The organism is Tropicibacter naphthalenivorans (assembly GCF_900176475.1).
GTDB classification, from domain to species: Bacteria; Pseudomonadota; Alphaproteobacteria; order Rhodobacterales; family Rhodobacteraceae; genus Tropicibacter; species Tropicibacter naphthalenivorans.
Genome location: NZ_FWXX01000008.1, coordinates 156,578 through 175,743, shown reverse-complemented (window position 1 = coordinate 175,743; position 19,166 = coordinate 156,578). Strand labels below are relative to the sequence as shown.

The following is a 19,166-nucleotide window of genomic DNA, read 5'->3' as shown; positions in this document are numbered from 1 at the left end:
CAAAGCGTCCGGCATCGGCCGCGACGGCGGCGACTGGTCGTTCGATTTCTACATGGAAACCGTCAACGTCAGCTTCCCGCGCGCTGCGCATAAAACTCCGAAACTGGGAGGATAACCCATGCCGATCCCTGCACCGAACCTTTACCCGCCGTTCAACATCATCCGCCTCAGCCACGTCGATTTCGGGGTCAAGGATCTTGCCGCGTCCAAGGCGTTCTACGTCGACACGCTGGGCCTGCAAATCACCGATGAGGACGAGCAAACCGTCTATCTGCGCGCCATGGAAGAGCGCGGCCACCACTGCATGGTGCTGCACAAATCCGAGGAAAGCCACGTCAAGTCCCTGTCCTACAAGGTTTTTGACGAAGAGCAGCTGGACAAGGCGCAGGCGTGGTTCGCCGCCAAGGGCCACAAGACCGAATGGGTCGAGCGCCCCTATCAGGGTCGCACCCTGGCCACGCATGACCACCTCGGGATGCCGATGGAGTTCTATTTCAAGATGGACCGCCTCGAGCCGATCCACCAGAAATACGCTCTGTATAAAGGCGTGAAACCGCTGCGCATCGACCACTTCAACTGCTTCGTGCCAGACGTGGACGCCGCCGTCGGGTTCTATAACGAGATCGGTTTCCGCGTCACCGAATACACCGAGGACGACGAAAGCAACCGCCTTTGGGCCGCCTGGACCCACCGCAAGGGCGGCGTGCACGACATCGCCTTTACCAACGGCACCGGCCCACGCCTGCACCACACCGCTTTCTGGGTGCCGACGCCGATGAACATCATCGACCTGCTCGACCTGATGGCGACCACCGGCTACGTGAGCAACATCGAACGCGGGCCGGGGCGGCACGGGATTTCCAACGCCTTCTTCCTCTATATCCTTGACCCCGATGGTCACCGGATCGAGATTTATTGCTCGGATTATCAGACGGTTGACCCGGACCTCGAGGCGATCAAATGGGATCTCAAAGACCCGCAGCGCCAGACGCTCTGGGGCGCCGCCGCCCCGCGCAGCTGGTTCGAACACGGCTCGGTCTTCGAAGGTCTCGACCCCGCGCCCTCGACCCTCGGCGCATCGCCCATCATCGCTCCCTAAACCTGATCAGGGGCGCCGGACCTCACCGCGCGCCCCTTCCCGCTCTCGCCAATCGAGCCGCCGCTCACGACGCGCCCCGTTTGGGCTTCTTCTCTTTAAAAATATCCAAATCCGCGCCCGCAGGGCGCGCCGGTCGGCTGGGCAAAGCCCAGACGAAACCAAAACCCGCTAGCCCTTGACGGGCGGCGTGCCATGGGTGTGAAAACTCTCGATGGTCTTCAGCCCCCAGGCCTGCCCCTTCTTGCGATCGGCCTCGGTCCAGCACACCGGCTCCCAATCGGGGGCCAAAATCAACCGCGCGCCGGCATTGGCCAGCTCGACCCGATTGCCCGCAGGCTCCCACACATACAGGAAAAACGTGCCCTGAATGGCGTGTTTATGCGGCCCAGTCTCGATATGCACGTCGTTTTGCAGGAAGATATCCGCCGCGCGCAGGATGTCTTCGCGCTGGTCGGTGGCATAGGTCACATGGTGCAGCCGCCCCATCCCGCCGCCGTGCTCTTCGGTGCAGGCCAGATCGTAAGTCTTGTTGTTGACCGTGAACCAACAGCCGCCGATCCGCCCGTTGTCGAGCTGGATATATTCGGTCACGCGGCTGCCGAGGCAGACCTCCATAAAGCGCCGGAACTCGCTCACATCCTCGGCCAGCAAATTCAGGTGATCCAGCCGCCGCGGCGCCGCCCCGGTAAAGGCGCTGGCCGTGTTTTTCAGAGCAGGCGTCTCGGCGGCGGTCTGCGGCACAAACCGGTTGGTGTCGTAATACAGCTCGAACACATGGCCAAAGGGGTCTTGGAACCGAAACGCCCGACTGTGTCCCAGATCGCCCTCGGTCCAGCCCAGCACCGGATAACCTGACGCCTCGATTGCCTCCACGCGCCGTGCGAGCGCCTCGGGCGAGACGCAGCGATAGCCGATGTGGCCGACGCCTGTCGTTTCGGCCCGCGTCAGCTTGAGCGAGTGAAATTCATAGTCGTCCCAAGCGCGCAGATAGGCGCTGGTCTCATCCTCGGCCGATAGCACCAGCCCGTAAACGCGGGTGAAAAAGTCGAGCGATTCGTCGTACTTGTCGGTCAGCATCTCGATGTGCCCCAAGTGGGCGACATCAAACACTTGGGTGGTTGCGGTCATGGTCTTTCCTCCCTCTGGGGCGGGGCACACGGGGGGTGTCCGCGCGCACAGGCATCCCACGCCGCAGCGCCTTGGTGCAAGTCATAAAGCCGCCAATTTGGATAAGCACAGGCTATAATGGTGGCGTTTACGACAGCCTCATGAGACGCTAGATTGGCCACAGAGGCAATCACTTTCAAGGGAGGCGGGGCCATGCTGAACCGAAATCTCAGGCATTTTCGCGTGTTCCTTGCGGTGGTCTCGCTGCGCACTCCGACCCTTGCCGCCGCGCAGTGTCACGTCTCGCAGCCCGCCGTGACGCAATCGCTGCATAAGCTGGAGCAGGCCAGCGGAGGCGCTTTGTTCGACCGCACGCGCCAAGGCTTTTTCCTGACAGCGCGCGGGCGGGTTTTCGAGGTCCGCCTGCGCCGCGCCATGGCGCGTTTGGATGCGGCGTTGGAGGCGGTGTCGCCAAGGTTGGTCCAGACCGCAACAAGCGCGCAATTGCAGGCGCTGATCGCCATGACAGAGGCGCAGAATTTCACCCTCGCGGCGCGCGCGCTGGGGTTGGCGCAGCCGACCGTGCACCGCGCCGTGTCGCATCTGGAAAGCGCCGCGGGCCGTGCCTTGTTTGAGCGAACTTCGTTCGGCGCGGTGCCCACGCGCGCCTGCCAAGACGTGGCGCAGGCCGCGCGGCTGGCCTTTTCCGAGATCGACCAAGCCGAAGCCGAGTTGGCCGAATTCGACGGGCGCGAGGTGGGCCGGATCGTCGTGGGGGCGCTGCCCTTGTCGCGGTCGGTGGTGCTGCCCGAAGCCCTGGCGCGCTTTCACCAGGCCCGCCCGCAGCAGTGTGTGACGGTGATTGACGGGGCTTATGATGCGTTGTTGGGGCGGTTGCGGCGCGGCGAAATCGACGTTTTGGTCGGGGCGATGCGGGATCCGCTGCCCATCGGGGACGTGGTCCAAGAGCGCCTGTTCGATGATGGCCTTGCGGTTTTGGCGCGGCCCGGTCACCCGCTAGGGCGCGCAGGCTCGGTGCCGATGGATGTGCTGCTGCGGCATCCGTGGGTCGTGCCGGGCCGTGGCACCCCCTCGCGCGCGCAATTCGATGCGCTGTTCCAAGGGGCAGAGGCGGCGGTGCCCGCCAGCCTGATGGAATGCGGCTCTATCTTGTTGATGCGCGAGGTGTTGCGGCGGTCGGACATGCTGGGCTGCATTTCGCGGCATCAGGCGCAGGCAGAGATCGACGCGGGGCTGCTGGTGCGGCTGAACGTCGAGGTGGACTGGCCGGGGCGGGCCATTGGGCTGACTACGCGCGCAGGCTGGGTGCCGACGGGTGCGCAGGCGCAGTTGATCGCCCTGATCCGCGCGGCGGCCCGCGATCTTGTGGCGTAGCGCATGGGCTCAGGCCGCGCGCTTGTCGGCCTTGGCGGCGGTGTCCTCTTCGGCCCCGATCACAAAGGCGCTGACGAGACCGTTGAGCCGCTCTGCTTCGCTGTTCATCTCGCTGGCGCTGGAGCTGGCATCCACCACCATATGCGCGTTTTGCTGCGTGACGTGGTCCAACTGGGTGATGCCGGTGTTGATCTCGCTGAGGGCGTGGGCCTGTTCGGTGGTGCCCAAGGCGATCCGCGCCGCGAGTTCCGAGGCAGAGGTCACCTGTTTCACCAGTTTCGACAGCGAGGCGCTGACGGCGTCGATGTGGCTGACGCCATTTTGGACGTTTTCGTTGCTGCGCTTGATGAGATCCTTGATCTCTTGCGCCGCTTCGGCGGACCGCTGGGCCAGACCGCGGACCTCTGAGGCGACGACCGCAAAGCCGCTGCCCGCCTCGCCGGCGCGCGCCGCCTCGACCCCGGCGTTCAGGGCCAACAGGTTGGTTTGAAAGGTAATGTCGTCGATCAGGCCGATGATCATCGAAATTTGTTTCGACGAATCGTCGATGGCGCGCATGGTGCCCGCCGCCTGCTGCACGATCCGGTCACTGGCATCAAAATCGTCGCGGGCCTGACGCATGGCCTCGTCCACGTGGCGCGCATCTCCGGCGGCAGAGGTGACGGTGCGGGTCATCTCCTCGATGGCGGCGGCGGTCTGTTCCAGGGTGGCGGCTTGGGTTTCCGTGCGGCTGGACAGATCCTGGGACGAGCGGGTGATATGGGCGGCGCGCTGATTGATCAGGCTGCTGCTGTCGATCACCTGCGCGATCACCTGACGCAACCCCTTGAGGGTGGTGTTGAAGTCATTGCGCAGCGGCTCGTACAGCTCGTTGAAGGGGTCATGGATTTGCTGGGTGAAATCCCCTTCGGCCATGCGGCGCAGTCCGCTGCCAAGATGTTCAATGGCGCGTGCGCTGTCTTGACCCATCACTTGTTGTTCGAGCAGCGCCGCCTCGATCCGAGAGGTGATCATGTCGATGTCGCGGGCAATGGCGCCGATGTCGTCGTCGCGCGTGATATCCCCGATGCGGGTGTCAAAGGCACCCTCTGCCACCTCGGCCAAGGCTTGCCGCAGACGCTCGATCGGTTTGGAAATGCTCTGGGTGGCGCGCCAACTGGAATAGCTCATGGCAGCAGTGGCCAGCACGGCAACCCCGGCCAGCACCATCAGCAGCAGGCTGTCGGTCTCTTGCGCTTTTTGCTGGGTCTGGGCGGCGGTGTCTTCGATCAGGTCACCAAGGCGCCCCAGATCCACCTCAAGCTGTTCGAAACGCTCCAGGAATTGCGGCAAGGCAGCCTCCCCGGCGGCGCGGTCCTCTAGCCCTGCGGTCGCGGTTTCGCGCGCCGAGGCGGTATAGGCCGCGATGGTCGGCTTTACCGTGGTCAGCGCCGCGCGCACCGGCCCCGGCAACTCTTGACCATCAAGCGCGCCAATCGCGTCGGTCATGGTGATGATGTCGCCGTCAAGCTTGTCCAGAACGGCGGCGCGGTCTGCCGCGGGGCCATCGGGGCCGATCAGCAGCGCCTGCATAACATCGGCGGACAGCCCTTCGTGCATCATGTCGGCCATCATCAAATCGCGGATCGAGGCAGAGGCGCTGATCTCTTTCTTGAGGCCCAGATCGCCCATCCACAGGCCGAGAATGCCCAAGCTGGCGGTCAGCAGGACCATCGTCGTCGAAAACACACCCGCGAGGATCAGGCGCGTCTTAATCGGCATCGTTCGGAACATTCGGCTCTCCTGCTGACAGGTGCCTTGGGTGTAGCGCCGGACATCTGAATAAACCGTAAGGATCATCCGCTGTTCTCTGCTAATCTTACGCATTTTGGCCCTTGGCCCGGTCCTTTGCGCAGAATGCCGGGGATTGATGAAAATGGCTCATTGGTGGGTTGCAGCGCGGGTCGATTATTCCTGCGCACCCATCGCCCTATCTGACCTTCAGACAGCGGCAAACGCCGCGAAGAGACTGAAAGGATACGCTTATGAGCTTGCAAGACACCCTGAACCTGCCCAACGGCGTGGCCGTACCGAAACTGGCGCTTGGCACCTGGATGATTGAGGACGACGTGGTCGCCGATGCGGTCAAGGCAGCGATCGAGATCGGCTATCGCCACATCGACACCGCCCAGGCCTATGAGAACGAGCGCGGCGTCGGCGAAGGCGTGCGCACCAGCGGCGTGCCGCGTGACAAGATTTTCGTGCAGACCAAGCTGGCCGCCGAGATCAAGGACTACGAAGGCGCGAAGGCCGCCGTTGATAAATCCTTGGAAACCATGGGCTTGGACTATGTCGACCTGTTCATCATCCACAGCCCGCAGCCGTGGGAACACTGGGGCAGCGAGGACCGCTTTTTCGACGGCAACCTTGCCGCGTGGAAAGCGCTGGAAGAGGCGGTCGACGCCGGGAAAATCCGCGCCATCGGCGTGTCGAACTTCCAAAAGCAAGACCTTGATAACCTGCTGGACAACGCGCGCATCAAGCCGATGATCAACCAGGTTCTGGCACACGTGGGCAACACGCCGTTTGAGCTGATCGACTATGCCAAATCCAAGGGGATGCTGGTCGAGGCCTACTCGCCCATCGGTCACGGCAAGATCCTTGAGAACGAGCAAATCAAGGAAATCGCGGCGAAATATGACGTCAGCGTGCCGCAGCTGTGCATCCGCTACATCCTGCAACAGGACCTGCTGGCGCTGCCCAAGACCGCGAACCCGGATCACATGAAATCGAACGCCGACGTGGATTTCGACATCTCGGCCGAGGACATGGACACGCTCAAGGCGATTGACGCCAAGGACTATGGCGATGCGTCGGCCTTCCCGGTGTATTCCGGCAAAAGCTGATCGACCCATCCTCCCTGTCGGATCGGCGCGAACCCCTCGCAGTTTTGCGGGGGGGTTCGTTTTTGGGGCCAAAGCCTTTGCCTGTGAAAGCCACAGGGGCGGCGCGGGGCGGTCTTTCTAGAGTGGGGCGGCGCGGGCGACTAACATGACCCCGACACACAAGATGACGGGACACCCGTGCAGACCGCCACGCCTCTTAAAGGGATCCGGGTTCTGGAACTCGGCGCCTATATCTCTGGCCCCTACGCGGGGGCTTTGCTGGCCTCGCTGGGCGCCGATGTCGTCAAGGTCGAGGCGCCCTCGGGCGATGCCTTTCGCCGCGGGGTCGGCACGCAAAGCCACTATTTCGTCCAAGCCAACAGCGGCAAGCAAAGCATCTCGGTTGACCTGAAATCCCCCGACGGGATCGCGATGATCAAGGCGCTCTTGCCGCAGTTCGACGTGCTGATCGAGAACTCGCGCCCCGGTGTGATGGACCGGCTTGGCCTTGGGGCCGACGTGGTGCGGGCGCGCACGGGCGGCGGCACGGTGGTGAAAACCTCGCTGCTCGACGCCATGAGCGCGCTGACCGTGGACGCCATGACCCAGACCTTTGAGACCGGCCAAAGCCCCCACCGCGAAAGCCGCCACCCCACGGCGCAAAGCTTTGCCCTGACGACCCGCGACGGGGCGGCGATTGCCGTGCATATGTCCGGCTTGGAAAAGTTCTGGCAAGGGTTCGTGCGCGCCATCGACCGGCCCGACCTGCTGGAGGATCCGCGCTTTACCACCTATCCCGACCGCAAGCGCCACTACTACGATCTGCGTCCCATCGCCGAGGCCGAATTCGCCAAGCGCGATCAGGCCGAATGGCGGGACCGGCTGCGCGACGCCGATGTGCCCTATGCGCCGGTGGTCACGGGGCTGGAGCTGACCGAACATCCGCAGGTGCAATGGCTCGACCTCTATGAGGACGCGCGCGAGGATGGTTTGCGCGTGATGCGCGGCCCTTGGCGCTTTGACGGCGCGCGCAATCCCAAGGCGACGACCGCCCCGGCGATTGGCGAACACACCCGCGATTACGCCCTGCGCGTGCTGCCCGAGGCCGAGGTGGACCGGCTGATCGCGGCGGGTGTCCTTGTCCAGGCGCAGGAGGCCTGAGTCATGCCCAAATGGATGACCCCCCGCCGACGCGGTCCAGCAGATTGAAAGCGGCATGACCGTCGCCTTCCCGCATCTCAGCGCCGAGCCGACGGTGGTGACCGCCGCCCTTTGGGAGCGCGCCGCCGATCTGACCGACCTGACGGTGATCTCGGGGATGCTGCTGTCGGGGTACAAGTTCCTGTCCATGCCCTGCGCGCGCAACCTCCGGTTCAAGACGTGGTTCCTGCCCGGCACCTTGCTGCGCAAGACCGCCCCCGATGTGCAGGCGGAATACCTGCCGCTGACATGGGCGCGGACCGCGCGTTTTCTGGACGAGAGCAGCTTTGACTCAGGGCTGATCCACGTCTCGCCCGCGGACGCCGATGGCTATCACAGCTTTGGCGTCTGCTGCACCGCCGCCAAGGGCATCGCGGGCAGTTCCAAGCTGTTGATCGCGCAGGTGAACCCGAACATGCCGCGCACCTTGGGGGACGCGCGCATTCACACCTCGGACATCGACATCCTCGTCGAAGGGGACGTGCCGCTGGCCGAATACCCCAACCGTCCCCTGGACGAGATCGACAGCGAAATTGGCCGCCGCGTGGCCGAGCTGATCCCCGACGGGTCGAGCATCAGCCTTGGGGTCGGGGGTATCCCTCTGGCCGCCGCCAATGCCTTGATCGACAAGGGCGCGAAGGACTTACGGTTCATCAACACCTTCACCGATCCGACCATGGCGCTGATCGAGGCCGGCTGCGCCACCGCAGACAGCCCAAAGGCCGAGACGGGCGATATTTTCGGCACCAAGGCGCTGTACGACTGGGTCGCGAATAACCCCGACATTGCGCTCGCCAGCGCCCTGACCACCCACCGGCCCGAAGACTTCGTCCGCCGCAAAACCGTGGTCTCGGTCAACTCGGCGCTGGAAATCGACCTGCTGGGGCAGGTGAACGCCGAGACCATCGGCGGCAAGCAGACGGGGTCCATGGGCGGGCTGATCGACTTTGCGGTCGGCGGGCAGGTTGACGGGGGGCAGTTCATCCTTGGGCTTCGTTCGCAGACCAACGGGGGGCGCCCCTGGATCGTGCCGCAGCTGGACGGGCATATCGTCTCGCTGTCACGGACCTTTGTCGAAACCGTGGTGACTGAATACGGCGTCGCGCAGCTGCGCGGCCTGTCGGTGCGCGAACGCGCGCTGGCCCTGGCCGACATCGCCCACCCGGACGACCGCGCCGCGCTGCGCGCCCACGCGACCACCCTGTAAAGGAGCATAGACCATGGCCAACCTCTCGCGCAAAGTCATCATCACCTGTGCCGTCACAGGCTCGATCCACACGCCGTCCATGTCGCCGCATCTGCCGGTCACGCCCGAGGAAATCGCCGACGCCGCCGTGGGGGCCGCAGAGGCGGGCGCGGCGATCATCCACCTGCACGCGCGCAACCCCGAGAACGGCATCCCCGACCAATCGGTGGAGGCCTACACAGGCATCCCTCCGGTTATCAAGCAGCGCACCGGCGCGGTGCTGAACATCACCACCGGCGGCTCGACCCTGATGACCACCGAGGAACGGCTTGGCCCCGCGTTGCACCACAAACCCGAGGTCGCGAGCCTCAATATGGGGTCGATGAACTTTGGCCTCTACCCGATGCTGAACCGCTTTTCTGAGTTCAAACACGACTGGGAAGAGGACTACCTGCGCACCTCCGACGACCGGGTGTTCAAGAACACCTTCAAGGACATCGAGATGATCCTGACCCGCTGCGCCGACAATGGCACGCGGTTCGAGATCGAGTGCTATGACATCGGGCATCTGTACACCTGCAAGCATTTCGTCGATCGCGGGTTGATCAAGGGGCCGGTCTTTATCCAGTCGGTGTTCGGCATCCTTGGCGGCATCGGCCAGCACCCCGAAGGCGTCCTGCACATGAAGCGCACCGCCGACCGCCTCTTTGGCGACAATTACCGCTGGTCGGTGCTGGGCGCGGGGGCCAAGCAGATGCAGATCGCCGCGCAATCGGTAATGCTGGGCGGCAACGTGCGTGTGGGGTTGGAGGATAGCCTCTGGCTGGGGCGCGGCACGCTGGCGCAAAGCAACGCGGCTCAGGTCAGTTTCGCGAAAAAGATGATCGAGGACTTGGGGATGGAGGTCGCCACCCCTGACGAGGCCCGCGAGATTCTGGAACTCAAAGGGGGCATGATGTCAACTTCTGACAGCCTGTTGGTGGACCGTGCGGGGGGCGTCCTGCGCCTGACCATAAACCGCCCGGAAAAGCGCAACGCCATCGACGACGCGGCCATCCTTGCGATGACGGCGGCCTTTGACGAGGCCTCGCGCGACCCCGGCATCCGCGCCATCGTGTTGACCGGCACGGGGGACAAGGCGTTTTGCTCGGGCGCGGACCTTGGCGGCGGGGTGTTCAGCTTTGACTACTCCGAACCCGTGTCCAACTACGCCAACCTGCTGCGCGCCGCCCGCCGCGCGACGGTTCCGGTGATTGGCCGGATCAACGGGTTCTGCCTTGCCGGGGGAATGGGCCTTCTGGCGGTCTGCGACATGGCCGTGGCCGCCCCGACCGCGAAATTCGGCCTGCCAGAGGTCAAGGTCGGCCTTTTCCCGATGCAGGTCGCGGCCTTGCTGCAATCCATGATCCCGGCGCGCACATTCGCCGAGATGTGCTACACCGGCGAGATGCTGACGGCGCAGGAGGCGCTGGACTGCAACCTAGTGAACTACGTGGCCGAGGACTTGGACGCCAAGACCGACCGGCTGGTCGAGCGCGTGGTGTCGAAATCCCCCAGCGCCATCCGCCGGGGCAAATACGCGCTGAACGCCACGTCCGGCATGACGTTCGAGCAGTCCATCGCTTTCCTCGAAAGTCAGATCGGCCTGATGCCCCAGACCGAGGACGCAAAGGAAGGGCTGCAAGCCTTTGCCGAAAAGCGCGCGCCAAAGTGGACAGGCAAATGAGCGACCTGCCGTCTTTCGTCCACATCACCGAAGTCGGCCCGCGCGAAGGCTTTCAGTTCGAGCCGCCTTCGATCCAGACCAAGGACAAAATCCGCCTGATCGACGCGCTCTCGGAAACCGGCGTGCCGGAAATCGAATGCGCGTCTTTCGCGAACCGTAAGGTGGTGCCGCAGATGGCGGACGCCCTTGACATCGCCGCAGGGATCACCCGGCGCAGCGGCGTCGTCTACGGCTCTATGTGGCTGAACGCCAAGGGGTTTTTGCAGGCGCTGGACAGCGGGCTGTATACGCCCGCGCTGACCTTTGGGTCGGCCTCTGACAGCTTCCTTGCGCGCAACAACAATACGACGCCGGACCAGCAGATCGACCGCCAGCGCAAGCTGCGCGCGCTCTATTCCGAGCATGGGCTGGGCTCTGGGCCGCTCTATCTCTTCACCGCCTTTGGCTGCAATTACGAAGGCGTGATCCCGGTTGAGAAGGCGTTGCACCGCCTGTCAGAGCTGGTCGCGGTCTGCGAAGAGGCGGGCGCGCCCCCGGCCAATATCACCCTGTGCGACACCATCGGCGCGGCGGGGCCATCGGATGTCCGCGCGCTGGTCAGTGCCGTGCGTGACCGTTGGGAGTATCCCGTGGCCTTGCACCTGCACGACACCCGCGAGCTGGGCATTGCCAACGCCATGGCGGGGCTGGAACTGGGCGTGGCGCGCTTTGACGCCTCGGTCGGTGGTCTGGGCGGCTGCCCCTTTGCGGGCCATAAATCCGCCGCGGGCAACGTGGCGACCGAGGAACTGGCGCTGCTCTGTGACCGCCTTGGCATCGAGACTGGCATCGACATTCCCGCCCTGACCCGCGCCGCCAAGCTGGCCGCGGACATCGTCGGCCACCCCCTGACAAGCAAGCTCGCCCTTGCGGGCGTTTTCAACCGTTCACCCGAGGCATGACATGAAAAAACCCGACCTTCCCGCAGGCATCATCGCCACCGAAGAGCGTATGCAAATCGCCGACAGCGTGCGCGCGCTGTGTGACCGCTTTGACGACGACTGGTGGCTGGAAAAGGAACGCAAGGCCGAATTCCCCCACGAATTCCACCAAGCGATGGCGCAGGCCGGCTGGCTGGGCATCACCATGCCCGAGGAGTACGGCGGCGCGAACCTTGGCGTGACTGACGCGGCGCTGCTGATGCAGCTGATCGGCAATTCGGCGGGGGCGATGGCGGCGTGTTCCAGCATTCACATCAACCTCTTTGGCCCTCATGCCATGGTCAAACACGGCACCAAAGAGCAAAAAGACCGGATGATCCCGCCCTTGGTCGAGGGAAAGCACATCGCCTGTTTCGGCGTGACCGAACCGGACGCGGGGCTGGACACGACCCATATCACCACCCGCGCCGTCAAGCAGGGCGACCGCTATATCGTGCACGGCCAAAAGGTCTGGACCTCGACAGCGCAGCAGGCGCACAAGATCCTGCTGTTGACCCGCACCACGCCCATCGAGGACTGCAAGCGACCCATCGACGGGATGACGCTGTTCTACACCGACTTTGACCGCGCCAAGATCACCGTCACCCCGATCGAGAAAATGGGCCGCGCGGCGGTGAACTCGAATTCCATCTTTATCGACGGGCTGGAAATCCCCGAAGAAGACCGTATCGGCGAAGAGGGCGCGGGCTTTAAGCTGTTGCTGGACAGTCTGAACCCCGAGCGCGTTCTGGTCGCCGCCGAGGCCATCGGCGTGGGCCGCCGCGCGCTGGAAGCGGCGGCGAATTACGCCAACGAACGTGTGGTCTTTGGCCGGCCCATCGGCCAGAACCAGTCGATCCAGCACCCCTTGGCGCAAAGCTGGATGGCGCTGGAGGCCGCCGACCTGATGGTCTGGCACGCGGCGCGTCTATATGATGGCGGCAAGTCCTGCGGGGCCGAGGCGAACAGCGCCAAGTTCCTCGCCGCCGATGCCGCGTTTGACGCCTGCGACCGCGCGGTGCGCACTCATGGCGGCTTTGGCTACGCCAAGGAATACCACGTCGAGCGCTACTTTCGCGAGATCATGCTGCCCCGCATCGCGCCCGTGACCCGCGAGCTGATCATGTCGTTCATCGCCGAGCGGGTGCTTGAACTGCCCAAGTCATATTGAGCGGTCGCTTCAAATTGGAAAATCGAGCCAATCGCAGATTGGCCACGCGCCGACCGCCCCCATGGGCGGCGCGTTTGCGCCACCCGCGGTCGGCTGACCCTGTTGTCGAAAGCGGGCAGTAAGAGGGAAAGATAATTAATGAAACTCCAAGGCAAAACCGCTCTTGTCACCGGGGCGTCCAGTGGCCTCGGCGCGCATTTCGCCCGCGTTCTGGCGGGGCAGGGTGCGCATGTCACCTGCGCCGCCCGCCGCGTGGATCGGCTGGAGGCTCTGGTAACTGAAATCGGCACGGGGCGCACCATCCAGATGGACGTCACCGACGCCGCCAGCGTGCAGGCCGCCTTTGACCAGCCCTATGACATCATCGTCAACAACGCTGGCGTCACCTATGACGGCCCCGCGCTGAAGACCGCCGAGGGCGACTGGAACTGGGTCATCAACACCGACCTCAGCGGGGTCTTCCGCGTGGCGCAAGCGGCGGGGCAAGCTCTGACCCAGGCGGGCAAACCCGGCACGATCATCAACATCGCCTCGATCCTTGGCCTGCGCGTCGCGGGCAACCTCAGCGCCTATGCCACCGCCAAGGCAGGCGTCGTGCAACTGACCAAAAGCCTCGCGCTGGAATGGGCGCGCCACGGCATCCGGGTCAACGCGCTGGCCCCGGCTATATCGAAACCGACCTGAACCGCGCGTTCTTTGCCACCCCGGCCGGTCAAGCCCTGATCAAGCGTGTTCCGCAGCGTCGTTTGGGCCAGATGGCGCATCTGACCGGACCGCTGCTGTTGCTCGCATCCGACGATAGCGCTTTTATGACGGGAACCGAGATCGTCGTGGACGGCGGTCATCTCGTCTCGTCCCTCTAGGAGGAAAACAATGGTCACCCTATCGCTTTGCTACATGAGGGCTTGAAATGGATTTCAAAATCTCCCCCCGGATCGAGGATTACCGCGCCCGCATCGCGCGCTTCGTCGAAGACGAGATCATCCCGCTCGAGGCCGACCGCGCCAACTATGACGCGCATGAAAACATCCGTAAGGACGTACTGGATCACCTGCGCGAAAAGGCCAAGGCCGAGGGGCTGTGGTGTCTTCAGCTGAAAAAGGAAACCGGCGGGCAGGAGCTGGGCCTGATGGGCATGGCGGTTTGCTACGAGGAGATGAACCGATCCATCTTTGGGCCTTGCGTGTTCAACTCGGCTGCGCCCGATGACGGCAATATGCAGGTCCTGGAAAAGATCGGCACGCCCGCGCAGAAGGAGCAGTGGCTGCAACCCATCGTGCGCGGCGACGTGCAGTCGGCCTTTGTGATGACCGAGCCCGCGCCGGGGTCCGGTTCTGATCCTGGCGGGATGATGCTGACCAATGCCCGCAAGGAGGGCGACAAATACATCGTTCGGGGGCGCAAGTGGTTCATCACCGGGGCCGAAGAGTCCGAGCATTTCATCCTGATCGCCCGCACCTCGGATGACCCGCGCAAGGGGCTATCGGCCTTCTTGCATCGGCGCGACACGCCGGGGTTCCGCATCGACCGGCGCATCCCGATCATGGGGCCCGAAGAGCACGGCGGGCATTGCGAAGTCGTCTACGAAGACATGGAAATCCCCGCCGAGAACCTGCTAATGCAGGAAGGCGACGGGCTCAAGCTGACGCAGATCCGCCTTGGACCGGCGCGGCTGACGCATTGTATGCGCTGGCTGGGGCTGGCGAAACGCTGCGTGGAGATTGCCAGCGAATACAGCCACAACCGCTTTGCCTTTGGCGAGCGTCTGTCGAAACGCGAGAGCGTCCAGATGATGATGGGCGACATCGCCATGCAGATCGAGATTGGCCGCCTGCTGGTCATGAAAGCCGCGTGGGAGCTGGAGCGCGGCGGCTTTGCCCGCAAGGAGGTGTCCATGGCCAAGGTCCATGTGGCCAATGTCTTGCACAAGGCGGCGGACGTGGCGATCCAGATCAACGGCGCGCGCGGCTATTCCAAGGACACGCCGCTGGAGTGGATTTACCGCTACGCGCGGCAGGCGCGGCTCGTCGATGGGGCGGATGAGGTCCACAAGATGGTCCTGCACCGCAACGTCGAAAAAGAGGGGCGCGATTTCTGGAAATGGGACGTCATGGAATGAGCCTCGATTTCGATCCCGCGCGGCTGGACAGCTTTCTGACCGGGCATTTCGGGCACAAGGCTGCGATGCAGATCGACCGGATCGCCGGGGGCCAGTCGAACCCGACCTATTTCGTGACCTATGGCGACGCCCGCATGGTCCTGCGCAAGCAGCCCAACGGCGACATCCTGCGCGGCGCGCACGCCGTGGACCGCGAGTATCGCGTGCTGTCCGCCTTGCATCCCACAGGTGTGCCGGTGCCGCGGCCCATCGTGTTTTGCGACGACGCAGAGGTGCTGGGCACGCCGTTTTACCTAATGGACCGGGTCGAGGGGCGGGTCTTTCCCGATGGTGCCCTGACAGGTGCCGACCCCGCCGAGCGCCCCGCCCTGTGGATGGGGCTGGCGGACGCCATGGCGCAGATGCACGCCGTCAATCCCGCCGACGTGGGGCTGGGGGACTACGGCAAGCCCGGCAACTACTTTGAACGGCAGATCAACCGCTGGTCCCGCCAGTGGGAGGACAGCCCGCACGATCCGATCCCCGAGCTGGACGAATTGCGCGATTGGCTGGTGGCGAACCAGCCGCCCGATGACGGGCGCGTCAGCCTCGCGCATGGCGATTACCGCATGGGCAACGTGCTGTTCCACCCGACCGAGCCGCGCGTCGTCGCGATCCTCGACTGGGAGCTGTCGACTCTTGGCCACCCGCTGGCCGACCTGGGCTATTGCTGCATGGCGTGGCACAGCTCGCCCGATGAATACGGCGGCATCCTCGGGCTGGATCACGGCGCGATGAACCTGCCGTCCGAGGGCGATTTCGTCGCGCGTTACATGGCCGCCAGCCCCGGTATGGCGGCGCTGACGCCGTTCCATATCGCCTTTGCGCTGTTCCGGTTCGCCGTGATCTGGGTGGGCATCGCCGACCGGGTCAAGGCGGGCACCGCCGCCGCCGCCCATCCCCCCGAAGGCATGGGGGCCAAGTTCGCCCGCCGCGGGCTGGAGGTCATCGCCAAGGCGCGCTGAACGCGCCCCGTGTGGCATCAAAAGTGCGAGGTCTAGCGCTAACAAAAGGGAGACCCGCACAATGCCCCATGTGATCGTAAAGATGGCCGCAGGCCGCAGCGACGCCGACAAGACGCGGCTGGCCGAGCGTATCGCGCTGGCGCTGTCCAACACCATCGGCGTGGCGGACAGCACCATTTCCGTCGCCATCGAGGACGTGGACCCCAAGGACTGGATGAAAGAGGTGTTCGAGCCGGACATCGCCGCCCAGCCCGACACGCTGTTCAAGAAACCGGGCTACGCGGCGGTCTAACCCGCCTCGTCCATCGCTTCGAGCTTCTTGTAGAGGTAGGACCGGGACACGCCCAGATGCTCGGCCGCCTTCTTCTTGTTGCCCTTAAAGCGGATGATCGCGTCGTTGATCAGCTTGATCTCCAGCGCGTCCAGCGAATCCTTGAGCGTCGCGCCCGCCGTCGCCGCCGGGGCAGGGGCGGGCTGCGCAGGCGCCTTGCGCGCGCCAAAGCCCGACCCGCGCTGGAAATCCTCGACCTTGAGCCGCCCATCGTCGGCAAAGACCATCGCCCGCTCGACCATGTGCCGCAGCTGGCGCACGTTGCCGGGCCAGCGCTGCTCCATCAGGAAATCGGCCACGTTGACCTCGATCTCGGGGGCGGGGCGGTTGTAGTGCTTGGCCATGTCGGTGACGAAATGGTGCAGCAGCAGCGGGATGTCCTCCTGCCGCTCTTAGAGCGTGGGCATGTGGATCACCACCGGGCTGATCCGGTAGAACAGGTCCAGACGAAAGCGATCCTGCTCGATAAAGGCTTCAAGGTCGCGGTTGGTGGCGGACACCATGCGGAAATCCACCCGCTTGGGCTTTTCGCCGCCGACGCGCTCGATGATGCGGTCTTGGAGCACGCGCAGCAGTTTCGACTGGACCTCCAGCGGCATGTCCCCGATTTCATCAAGAAAGATCGTCCCCTTGTCGGCCTGCTCGAACTTGCCCGCGCGGCCCTTGCGGTCGGCCCCGGTGAACGAGCCTGCCTCATAGCCGAAAAGCTCGGATTCCACGAGGCTCTCGGGCAGGGCGGCGGCGTTGACCGTCACCAGCCGCCCCGACGATCTTGCCGTCATGCAGGATCGGATGGCGCGAGACGACGCGGTCCTTGCCGCGCATCCGGTGGATCTGGCCCACTTCGGCCACTCCGGTGCGCACCACATGATGCAGGCGCGTGTTCTCGATCACGTCGCGGATCTTGCGGCCCACCCCGTCGCCCGACTGCACCCCAAAGAACTTTTCATGCACCGGAGAGATATAGGCCAGCCGTTCCTGATCATCGACCACCGCCATGGCGTCATAGGGATCGGACAGGATGTGGTTGAGGATGTCATAGGCGAAATCGACCTTGAGGATGAAATCCAGGACCGTGTCGCTGGGCGGCTCGGACAGCACCACCAGATAGCCGCCCTGCACCTGCGTCACCAGCGCGGCGAATTGCGCGTCGTTCAGCAGCAAGGGCGTGATGCGCCGCTCGGCCGCCTCCTGGAGCCAGGCGCGGTTGCCCGCCATGGTGCGCACCCGGCGATCTTCGCCCTGGCCCATGGCGGCCTGCACCTTGCCCCGGTCGTCGGTCAGCAAGATCCCCTTGATACCCGCGAATTTCGAGTCCTTGATATCGTCCAGCATTGTGGGACCCTCCCCTGTTGCACGGCCCGCTGTCGGGCTTTGCCCGCCAAAAGCGCCGATTTCCCCGTCAGGGTGTGCGCGTCGCTGACACCTTGTTTTTGACACACCTCAGTTGTCCGCCAAACACACAGTTTCAGGCAAAGGGTGTCGCTATCGCGTGCATAGTTTTGCCCTGATACGCGATTCCCTTAACAAGGTGTTACCGTCCCTCTCAGGCGACAGCCGAGCCACAATCGGCGCGCCGAAACGGGAGGGCACCACAATGGAACTGAGACCGAACCTGATTGCGCAGACGCGGCAAAGCATGGCGATCACGCCGCGCGTCATCCAGTCGATCAAGCTGCTGAAATACGGCCAATTCGAGCTATGCGACTATCTCAAGGACCAGCAGGACCGAAACCCGATGATCGAGGTGGTCCTGCCCGAACCGCTGTCCCGCCCCAAACCGGCCACGGCGCGCGCCAGTGCGCTGGCGGTTGAGGGGCGCGCCCCGGCGGCCTCTGACCTGCCGGGGATCGAAGAGACGGCGGCGCAATCGGTGACCTTGCGCGAACATCTGTTGCGGCAGGTCGACCTGTCGGTCCACGGTCAGGTGGACAAGATTATCGCCACCGAGATCGTCGAATCCATCGAACCCGACGGCTACCTGCGCCGCGATCTGGACGACATCGCCGATGCGCTTGGCATCCCCGAGACCCGCGTGGACATCGTGCTGGCGCAGGTGCAGGGCTTTGAGCCCACAGGCGTCGGCGCGCGCGATCTGGCCGAATGTCTGTTCCTGCAACTGGCCGAGCGCGGTCAGGCCACCAAGCCGATGATGGCGCTGCTGGACAACCTCGCGCTGCTCGCCCGTCACGATCTGCCCGCGCTAGCCAAGGCCTGCGGCGTGCCCTTGGCAGAGGCCGCCGCCCTCGCGCAGCAGCTGCGGCAGGTGGACCCGCGTCCGGGCCTTGCCTTTGACAGCGACGCGGTGCTGCCCGCCATGCCCGACGTACAGGTCAGCCGCGCCGAGGACGGCAGCTTTACCGTGGCGCTCAACACCGCGCTCTTGCCCTAGGTGCTGGTCAACCGCGAGTATTACGCGCGAATGCGCAAGGGCGCGCGCGGCGAAGAGGAAACCCGCTTTGTCACCGACTGCATGAAGGACGCCAACTGGCTGGTGCGCAATCTGGACCAGCGCGCCAACACCTTGCTGCGCGTCGCCACCGAGATCGTCAAACGCCAGCAGGCCTTTTTCGCGCATGGGGCCGAGCACATCAAACCGCTGTGTCAGGGCGATGTGGCCGACGCGCTGGGGATGCACCGCTCGACCGTGTGCCGCGCCATTGCGGACAAGCACCTGATGACCAACCGGGGCCTGTTCGAGCTGCGCTATTTCTTTTCCAACGGGCTGGCGACCGATGGCCCCGCCGAGGTGTCCACCGAAAGCATCCGCGTGCGCATCCGTCAGATGATCGCGGGCGAATCCCCGGCCAAAGTGCTGTCGGACGACGCGATCATGGCCGCTTTGCAGGGCGAAGGTGTTGAAATTGCCCGCCGAACCGTGGCCAAATACCCCGAGATGCTGGGGCTGCCGTCGTCTTCGGTGCGGCGGCGTCAGTACAAGGCCGCCAAGCTGGAGGCCCAGCTTTGCCCGGCATAGACGCCTTTCGGCACGGCAATTGCTGGGG

The 19,166-nt window shown here is 64.3% G+C and carries 18 protein-coding genes and 3 pseudogenes; 15 read left to right on the top strand and 6 right to left on the bottom strand.

Translation table 11 applies throughout. From position 1 onward, the window contains the following. The first annotated feature begins 118 nt into the window (after positions 1 to 118). Complete coding sequence (gene hpaD, locus B9A11_RS16295) at positions 119 to 1,099, top strand: 3,4-dihydroxyphenylacetate 2,3-dioxygenase (RefSeq protein ID WP_058248863.1); 981 nt, start codon at positions 119 to 121, stop codon at positions 1,097 to 1,099. 168 nt (positions 1,100 to 1,267) lie between these two features. Here hpaD and B9A11_RS16290 read toward each other — a convergent pair whose 3' ends face one another. Then, the gene (locus tag B9A11_RS16290; protein WP_058248862.1) at positions 1,268 to 2,227 is read right to left on the bottom strand and encodes a VOC family protein; all 960 of its coding nucleotides are present in this window, start codon (positions 2,225 to 2,227) and stop codon (positions 1,268 to 1,270) included. Between the two features lie 192 nt (positions 2,228 to 2,419). Between B9A11_RS16290 and B9A11_RS16285 the strand changes: the two genes are divergently transcribed. Then, a complete protein-coding gene (locus B9A11_RS16285) occupies positions 2,420 to 3,601 on the top strand; it encodes a LysR family transcriptional regulator (RefSeq protein WP_058248861.1) in 1,182 nt (393 codons plus the stop codon). A gap of 9 nt (positions 3,602 to 3,610) precedes the next feature. Here the strand turns inward: B9A11_RS16285 and B9A11_RS16280 are convergent, their stop codons facing one another. Further along, positions 3,611 to 5,374 carry a methyl-accepting chemotaxis protein gene (locus B9A11_RS16280; RefSeq protein ID WP_058248860.1) on the bottom strand — a complete coding sequence of 588 codons (1,764 nt, stop codon included), beginning with the start codon at positions 5,372 to 5,374 and terminating at the stop codon, positions 3,611 to 3,613. A 251-nt stretch (positions 5,375 to 5,625) separates the two neighbouring features. Between B9A11_RS16280 and B9A11_RS16275 the strand changes: the two genes are divergently transcribed. From B9A11_RS16275 to B9A11_RS16230, 11 genes and pseudogenes are all read left to right on the top strand, one after another. Beyond that, complete coding sequence (locus tag B9A11_RS16275; RefSeq protein ID WP_058248859.1) at positions 5,626 to 6,486, top strand: aldo/keto reductase; 861 nt, start codon at positions 5,626 to 5,628, stop codon at positions 6,484 to 6,486. Positions 6,487 to 6,663: 177 nt separating this feature from the next. Next, on the top strand, positions 6,664 to 7,626 hold the full coding sequence (locus B9A11_RS16270; RefSeq protein WP_058248858.1) for a CaiB/BaiF CoA transferase family protein: 963 nt from the start codon (positions 6,664 to 6,666) through the stop codon (positions 7,624 to 7,626). A 55-nt stretch (positions 7,627 to 7,681) separates the two neighbouring features. Continuing rightward, positions 7,682 to 8,872 (top strand): acetyl-CoA hydrolase/transferase family protein, encoded by a 1,191-nt coding sequence (locus tag B9A11_RS16265; protein WP_058248857.1) that lies wholly within the window; start codon positions 7,682 to 7,684, stop codon positions 8,870 to 8,872. 13 nt (positions 8,873 to 8,885) lie between these two features. Next, a pseudogene (locus B9A11_RS21895) lies at positions 8,886 to 9,803 on the top strand (beta-keto acid cleavage family enzyme); the annotation flags it as partial. Continuing rightward, a complete protein-coding gene (locus B9A11_RS21890; protein WP_306345514.1) occupies positions 9,804 to 10,577 on the top strand; it encodes an enoyl-CoA hydratase/isomerase family protein in 774 nt (257 codons plus the stop codon). After that, positions 10,574 to 11,518 carry a hydroxymethylglutaryl-CoA lyase gene (locus B9A11_RS16255; protein ID WP_058248856.1) on the top strand — a complete coding sequence of 315 codons (945 nt, stop codon included), beginning with the start codon at positions 10,574 to 10,576 and terminating at the stop codon, positions 11,516 to 11,518. Before B9A11_RS21890 ends, B9A11_RS16255 begins: the two co-directional genes overlap by 4 nt. A gap of 1 nt (position 11,519) precedes the next feature. Then, positions 11,520 to 12,707 carry an acyl-CoA dehydrogenase family protein gene (locus B9A11_RS16250; protein ID WP_083499918.1) on the top strand — a complete coding sequence of 396 codons (1,188 nt, stop codon included), beginning with the start codon at positions 11,520 to 11,522 and terminating at the stop codon, positions 12,705 to 12,707. A 138-nt stretch (positions 12,708 to 12,845) separates the two neighbouring features. Then, positions 12,846 to 13,570: pseudogene (locus tag B9A11_RS16245) on the top strand (SDR family NAD(P)-dependent oxidoreductase). A 47-nt stretch (positions 13,571 to 13,617) separates the two neighbouring features. Then, the gene (locus B9A11_RS16240; RefSeq protein ID WP_058248855.1) at positions 13,618 to 14,826 is read left to right on the top strand and encodes an acyl-CoA dehydrogenase family protein; all 1,209 of its coding nucleotides are present in this window, start codon (positions 13,618 to 13,620) and stop codon (positions 14,824 to 14,826) included. Beyond that, a complete protein-coding gene (locus tag B9A11_RS16235) occupies positions 14,823 to 15,830 on the top strand; it encodes a phosphotransferase family protein (RefSeq protein WP_058248854.1) in 1,008 nt (335 codons plus the stop codon). Before B9A11_RS16240 ends, B9A11_RS16235 begins: the two co-directional genes overlap by 4 nt. Before the next feature lie 61 nt (positions 15,831 to 15,891). Further along, positions 15,892 to 16,122 (top strand): tautomerase family protein, encoded by a 231-nt coding sequence (locus tag B9A11_RS16230; RefSeq protein WP_058248853.1) that lies wholly within the window; start codon positions 15,892 to 15,894, stop codon positions 16,120 to 16,122. Here the strand turns inward: B9A11_RS16230 and B9A11_RS22670 are convergent. The 4 genes and pseudogenes from B9A11_RS22670 to B9A11_RS21875 all read right to left on the bottom strand — a co-directional run bounded on the left by B9A11_RS22670 (position 16,119) and on the right by B9A11_RS21875 (position 17,496). After that, a complete protein-coding gene (locus B9A11_RS22670) occupies positions 16,119 to 16,247 on the bottom strand; it encodes a helix-turn-helix domain-containing protein (protein WP_442478182.1) in 129 nt (42 codons plus the stop codon). The genes B9A11_RS16230 and B9A11_RS22670 overlap by 4 nt on opposite strands. 105 nt (positions 16,248 to 16,352) lie before the next feature. Then, positions 16,353 to 16,541, bottom strand: a pseudogene (locus tag B9A11_RS22665) (AAA-type ATPase lid domain-containing protein); the annotation flags it as partial. 12 nt (positions 16,542 to 16,553) lie between these two features. Beyond that, complete coding sequence (locus B9A11_RS21880) at positions 16,554 to 16,916, bottom strand: sigma 54-interacting transcriptional regulator (RefSeq protein ID WP_058248851.1); 363 nt, start codon at positions 16,914 to 16,916, stop codon at positions 16,554 to 16,556. After that, entirely contained in the window at positions 16,855 to 17,496 is a 642-nt protein-coding gene (locus tag B9A11_RS21875; RefSeq protein ID WP_058248850.1) for a transcriptional regulator, read from the bottom strand. The genes B9A11_RS21880 and B9A11_RS21875 overlap by 62 nt, the downstream gene beginning before the upstream one ends. 262 nt (positions 17,497 to 17,758) lie before the next feature. Here B9A11_RS21875 and B9A11_RS16220 point away from each other — a divergent pair, with 262 nt between their 5' ends. Further along, a complete protein-coding gene (locus B9A11_RS16220; protein ID WP_058248849.1) occupies positions 17,759 to 18,553 on the top strand; it encodes an RNA polymerase factor sigma-54 in 795 nt (264 codons plus the stop codon). Further along, positions 18,554 to 19,138 carry an RNA polymerase factor sigma-54 gene (locus tag B9A11_RS16215; RefSeq protein WP_058248848.1) on the top strand — a complete coding sequence of 195 codons (585 nt, stop codon included), beginning with the start codon at positions 18,554 to 18,556 and terminating at the stop codon, positions 19,136 to 19,138. Positions 19,139 to 19,166: the final 28 nt, after the last annotated feature.

Bases quoted from the DNA above. Each gene is read 5' to 3' on its own strand.
- B9A11_RS16280 (WP_058248860.1), bottom strand. From the start codon at position 5,374: ATGTTCCGAACGATGCCGATTAAGACGCGCCTGATCCTCGCGGGTGTG.
- B9A11_RS16235 (WP_058248854.1), top strand. From the start codon at position 14,823: ATGAGCCTCGATTTCGATCCCGCGCGGCTGGACAGCTTTCTGACCGGG.
- B9A11_RS16230 (WP_058248853.1), top strand. From the start codon at position 15,892: ATGCCCCATGTGATCGTAAAGATGGCCGCAGGCCGCAGCGACGCCGAC.
- B9A11_RS21875 (WP_058248850.1), bottom strand. From the start codon at position 17,496: ATGCTGGACGATATCAAGGACTCGAAATTCGCGGGTATCAAGGGGATC.
- B9A11_RS16250 (WP_083499918.1), top strand. From the start codon at position 11,520: ATGAAAAAACCCGACCTTCCCGCAGGCATCATCGCCACCGAAGAGCGT.
- hpaD (WP_058248863.1), top strand. From the start codon at position 119: ATGCCGATCCCTGCACCGAACCTTTACCCGCCGTTCAACATCATCCGC.
- B9A11_RS16265 (WP_058248857.1), top strand. From the start codon at position 7,682: ATGACCGTCGCCTTCCCGCATCTCAGCGCCGAGCCGACGGTGGTGACC.
- B9A11_RS16240 (WP_058248855.1), top strand. From the start codon at position 13,618: ATGGATTTCAAAATCTCCCCCCGGATCGAGGATTACCGCGCCCGCATC.
- B9A11_RS21890 (WP_306345514.1), top strand. From the start codon at position 9,804: ATGATGTCAACTTCTGACAGCCTGTTGGTGGACCGTGCGGGGGGCGTC.
- B9A11_RS16275 (WP_058248859.1), top strand. From the start codon at position 5,626: ATGAGCTTGCAAGACACCCTGAACCTGCCCAACGGCGTGGCCGTACCG.
- B9A11_RS16285 (WP_058248861.1), top strand. From the start codon at position 2,420: ATGCTGAACCGAAATCTCAGGCATTTTCGCGTGTTCCTTGCGGTGGTC.
- B9A11_RS16255 (WP_058248856.1), top strand. From the start codon at position 10,574: ATGAGCGACCTGCCGTCTTTCGTCCACATCACCGAAGTCGGCCCGCGC.
- B9A11_RS16220 (WP_058248849.1), top strand. From the start codon at position 17,759: ATGGAACTGAGACCGAACCTGATTGCGCAGACGCGGCAAAGCATGGCG.
- B9A11_RS16290 (WP_058248862.1), bottom strand. From the start codon at position 2,227: ATGACCGCAACCACCCAAGTGTTTGATGTCGCCCACTTGGGGCACATC.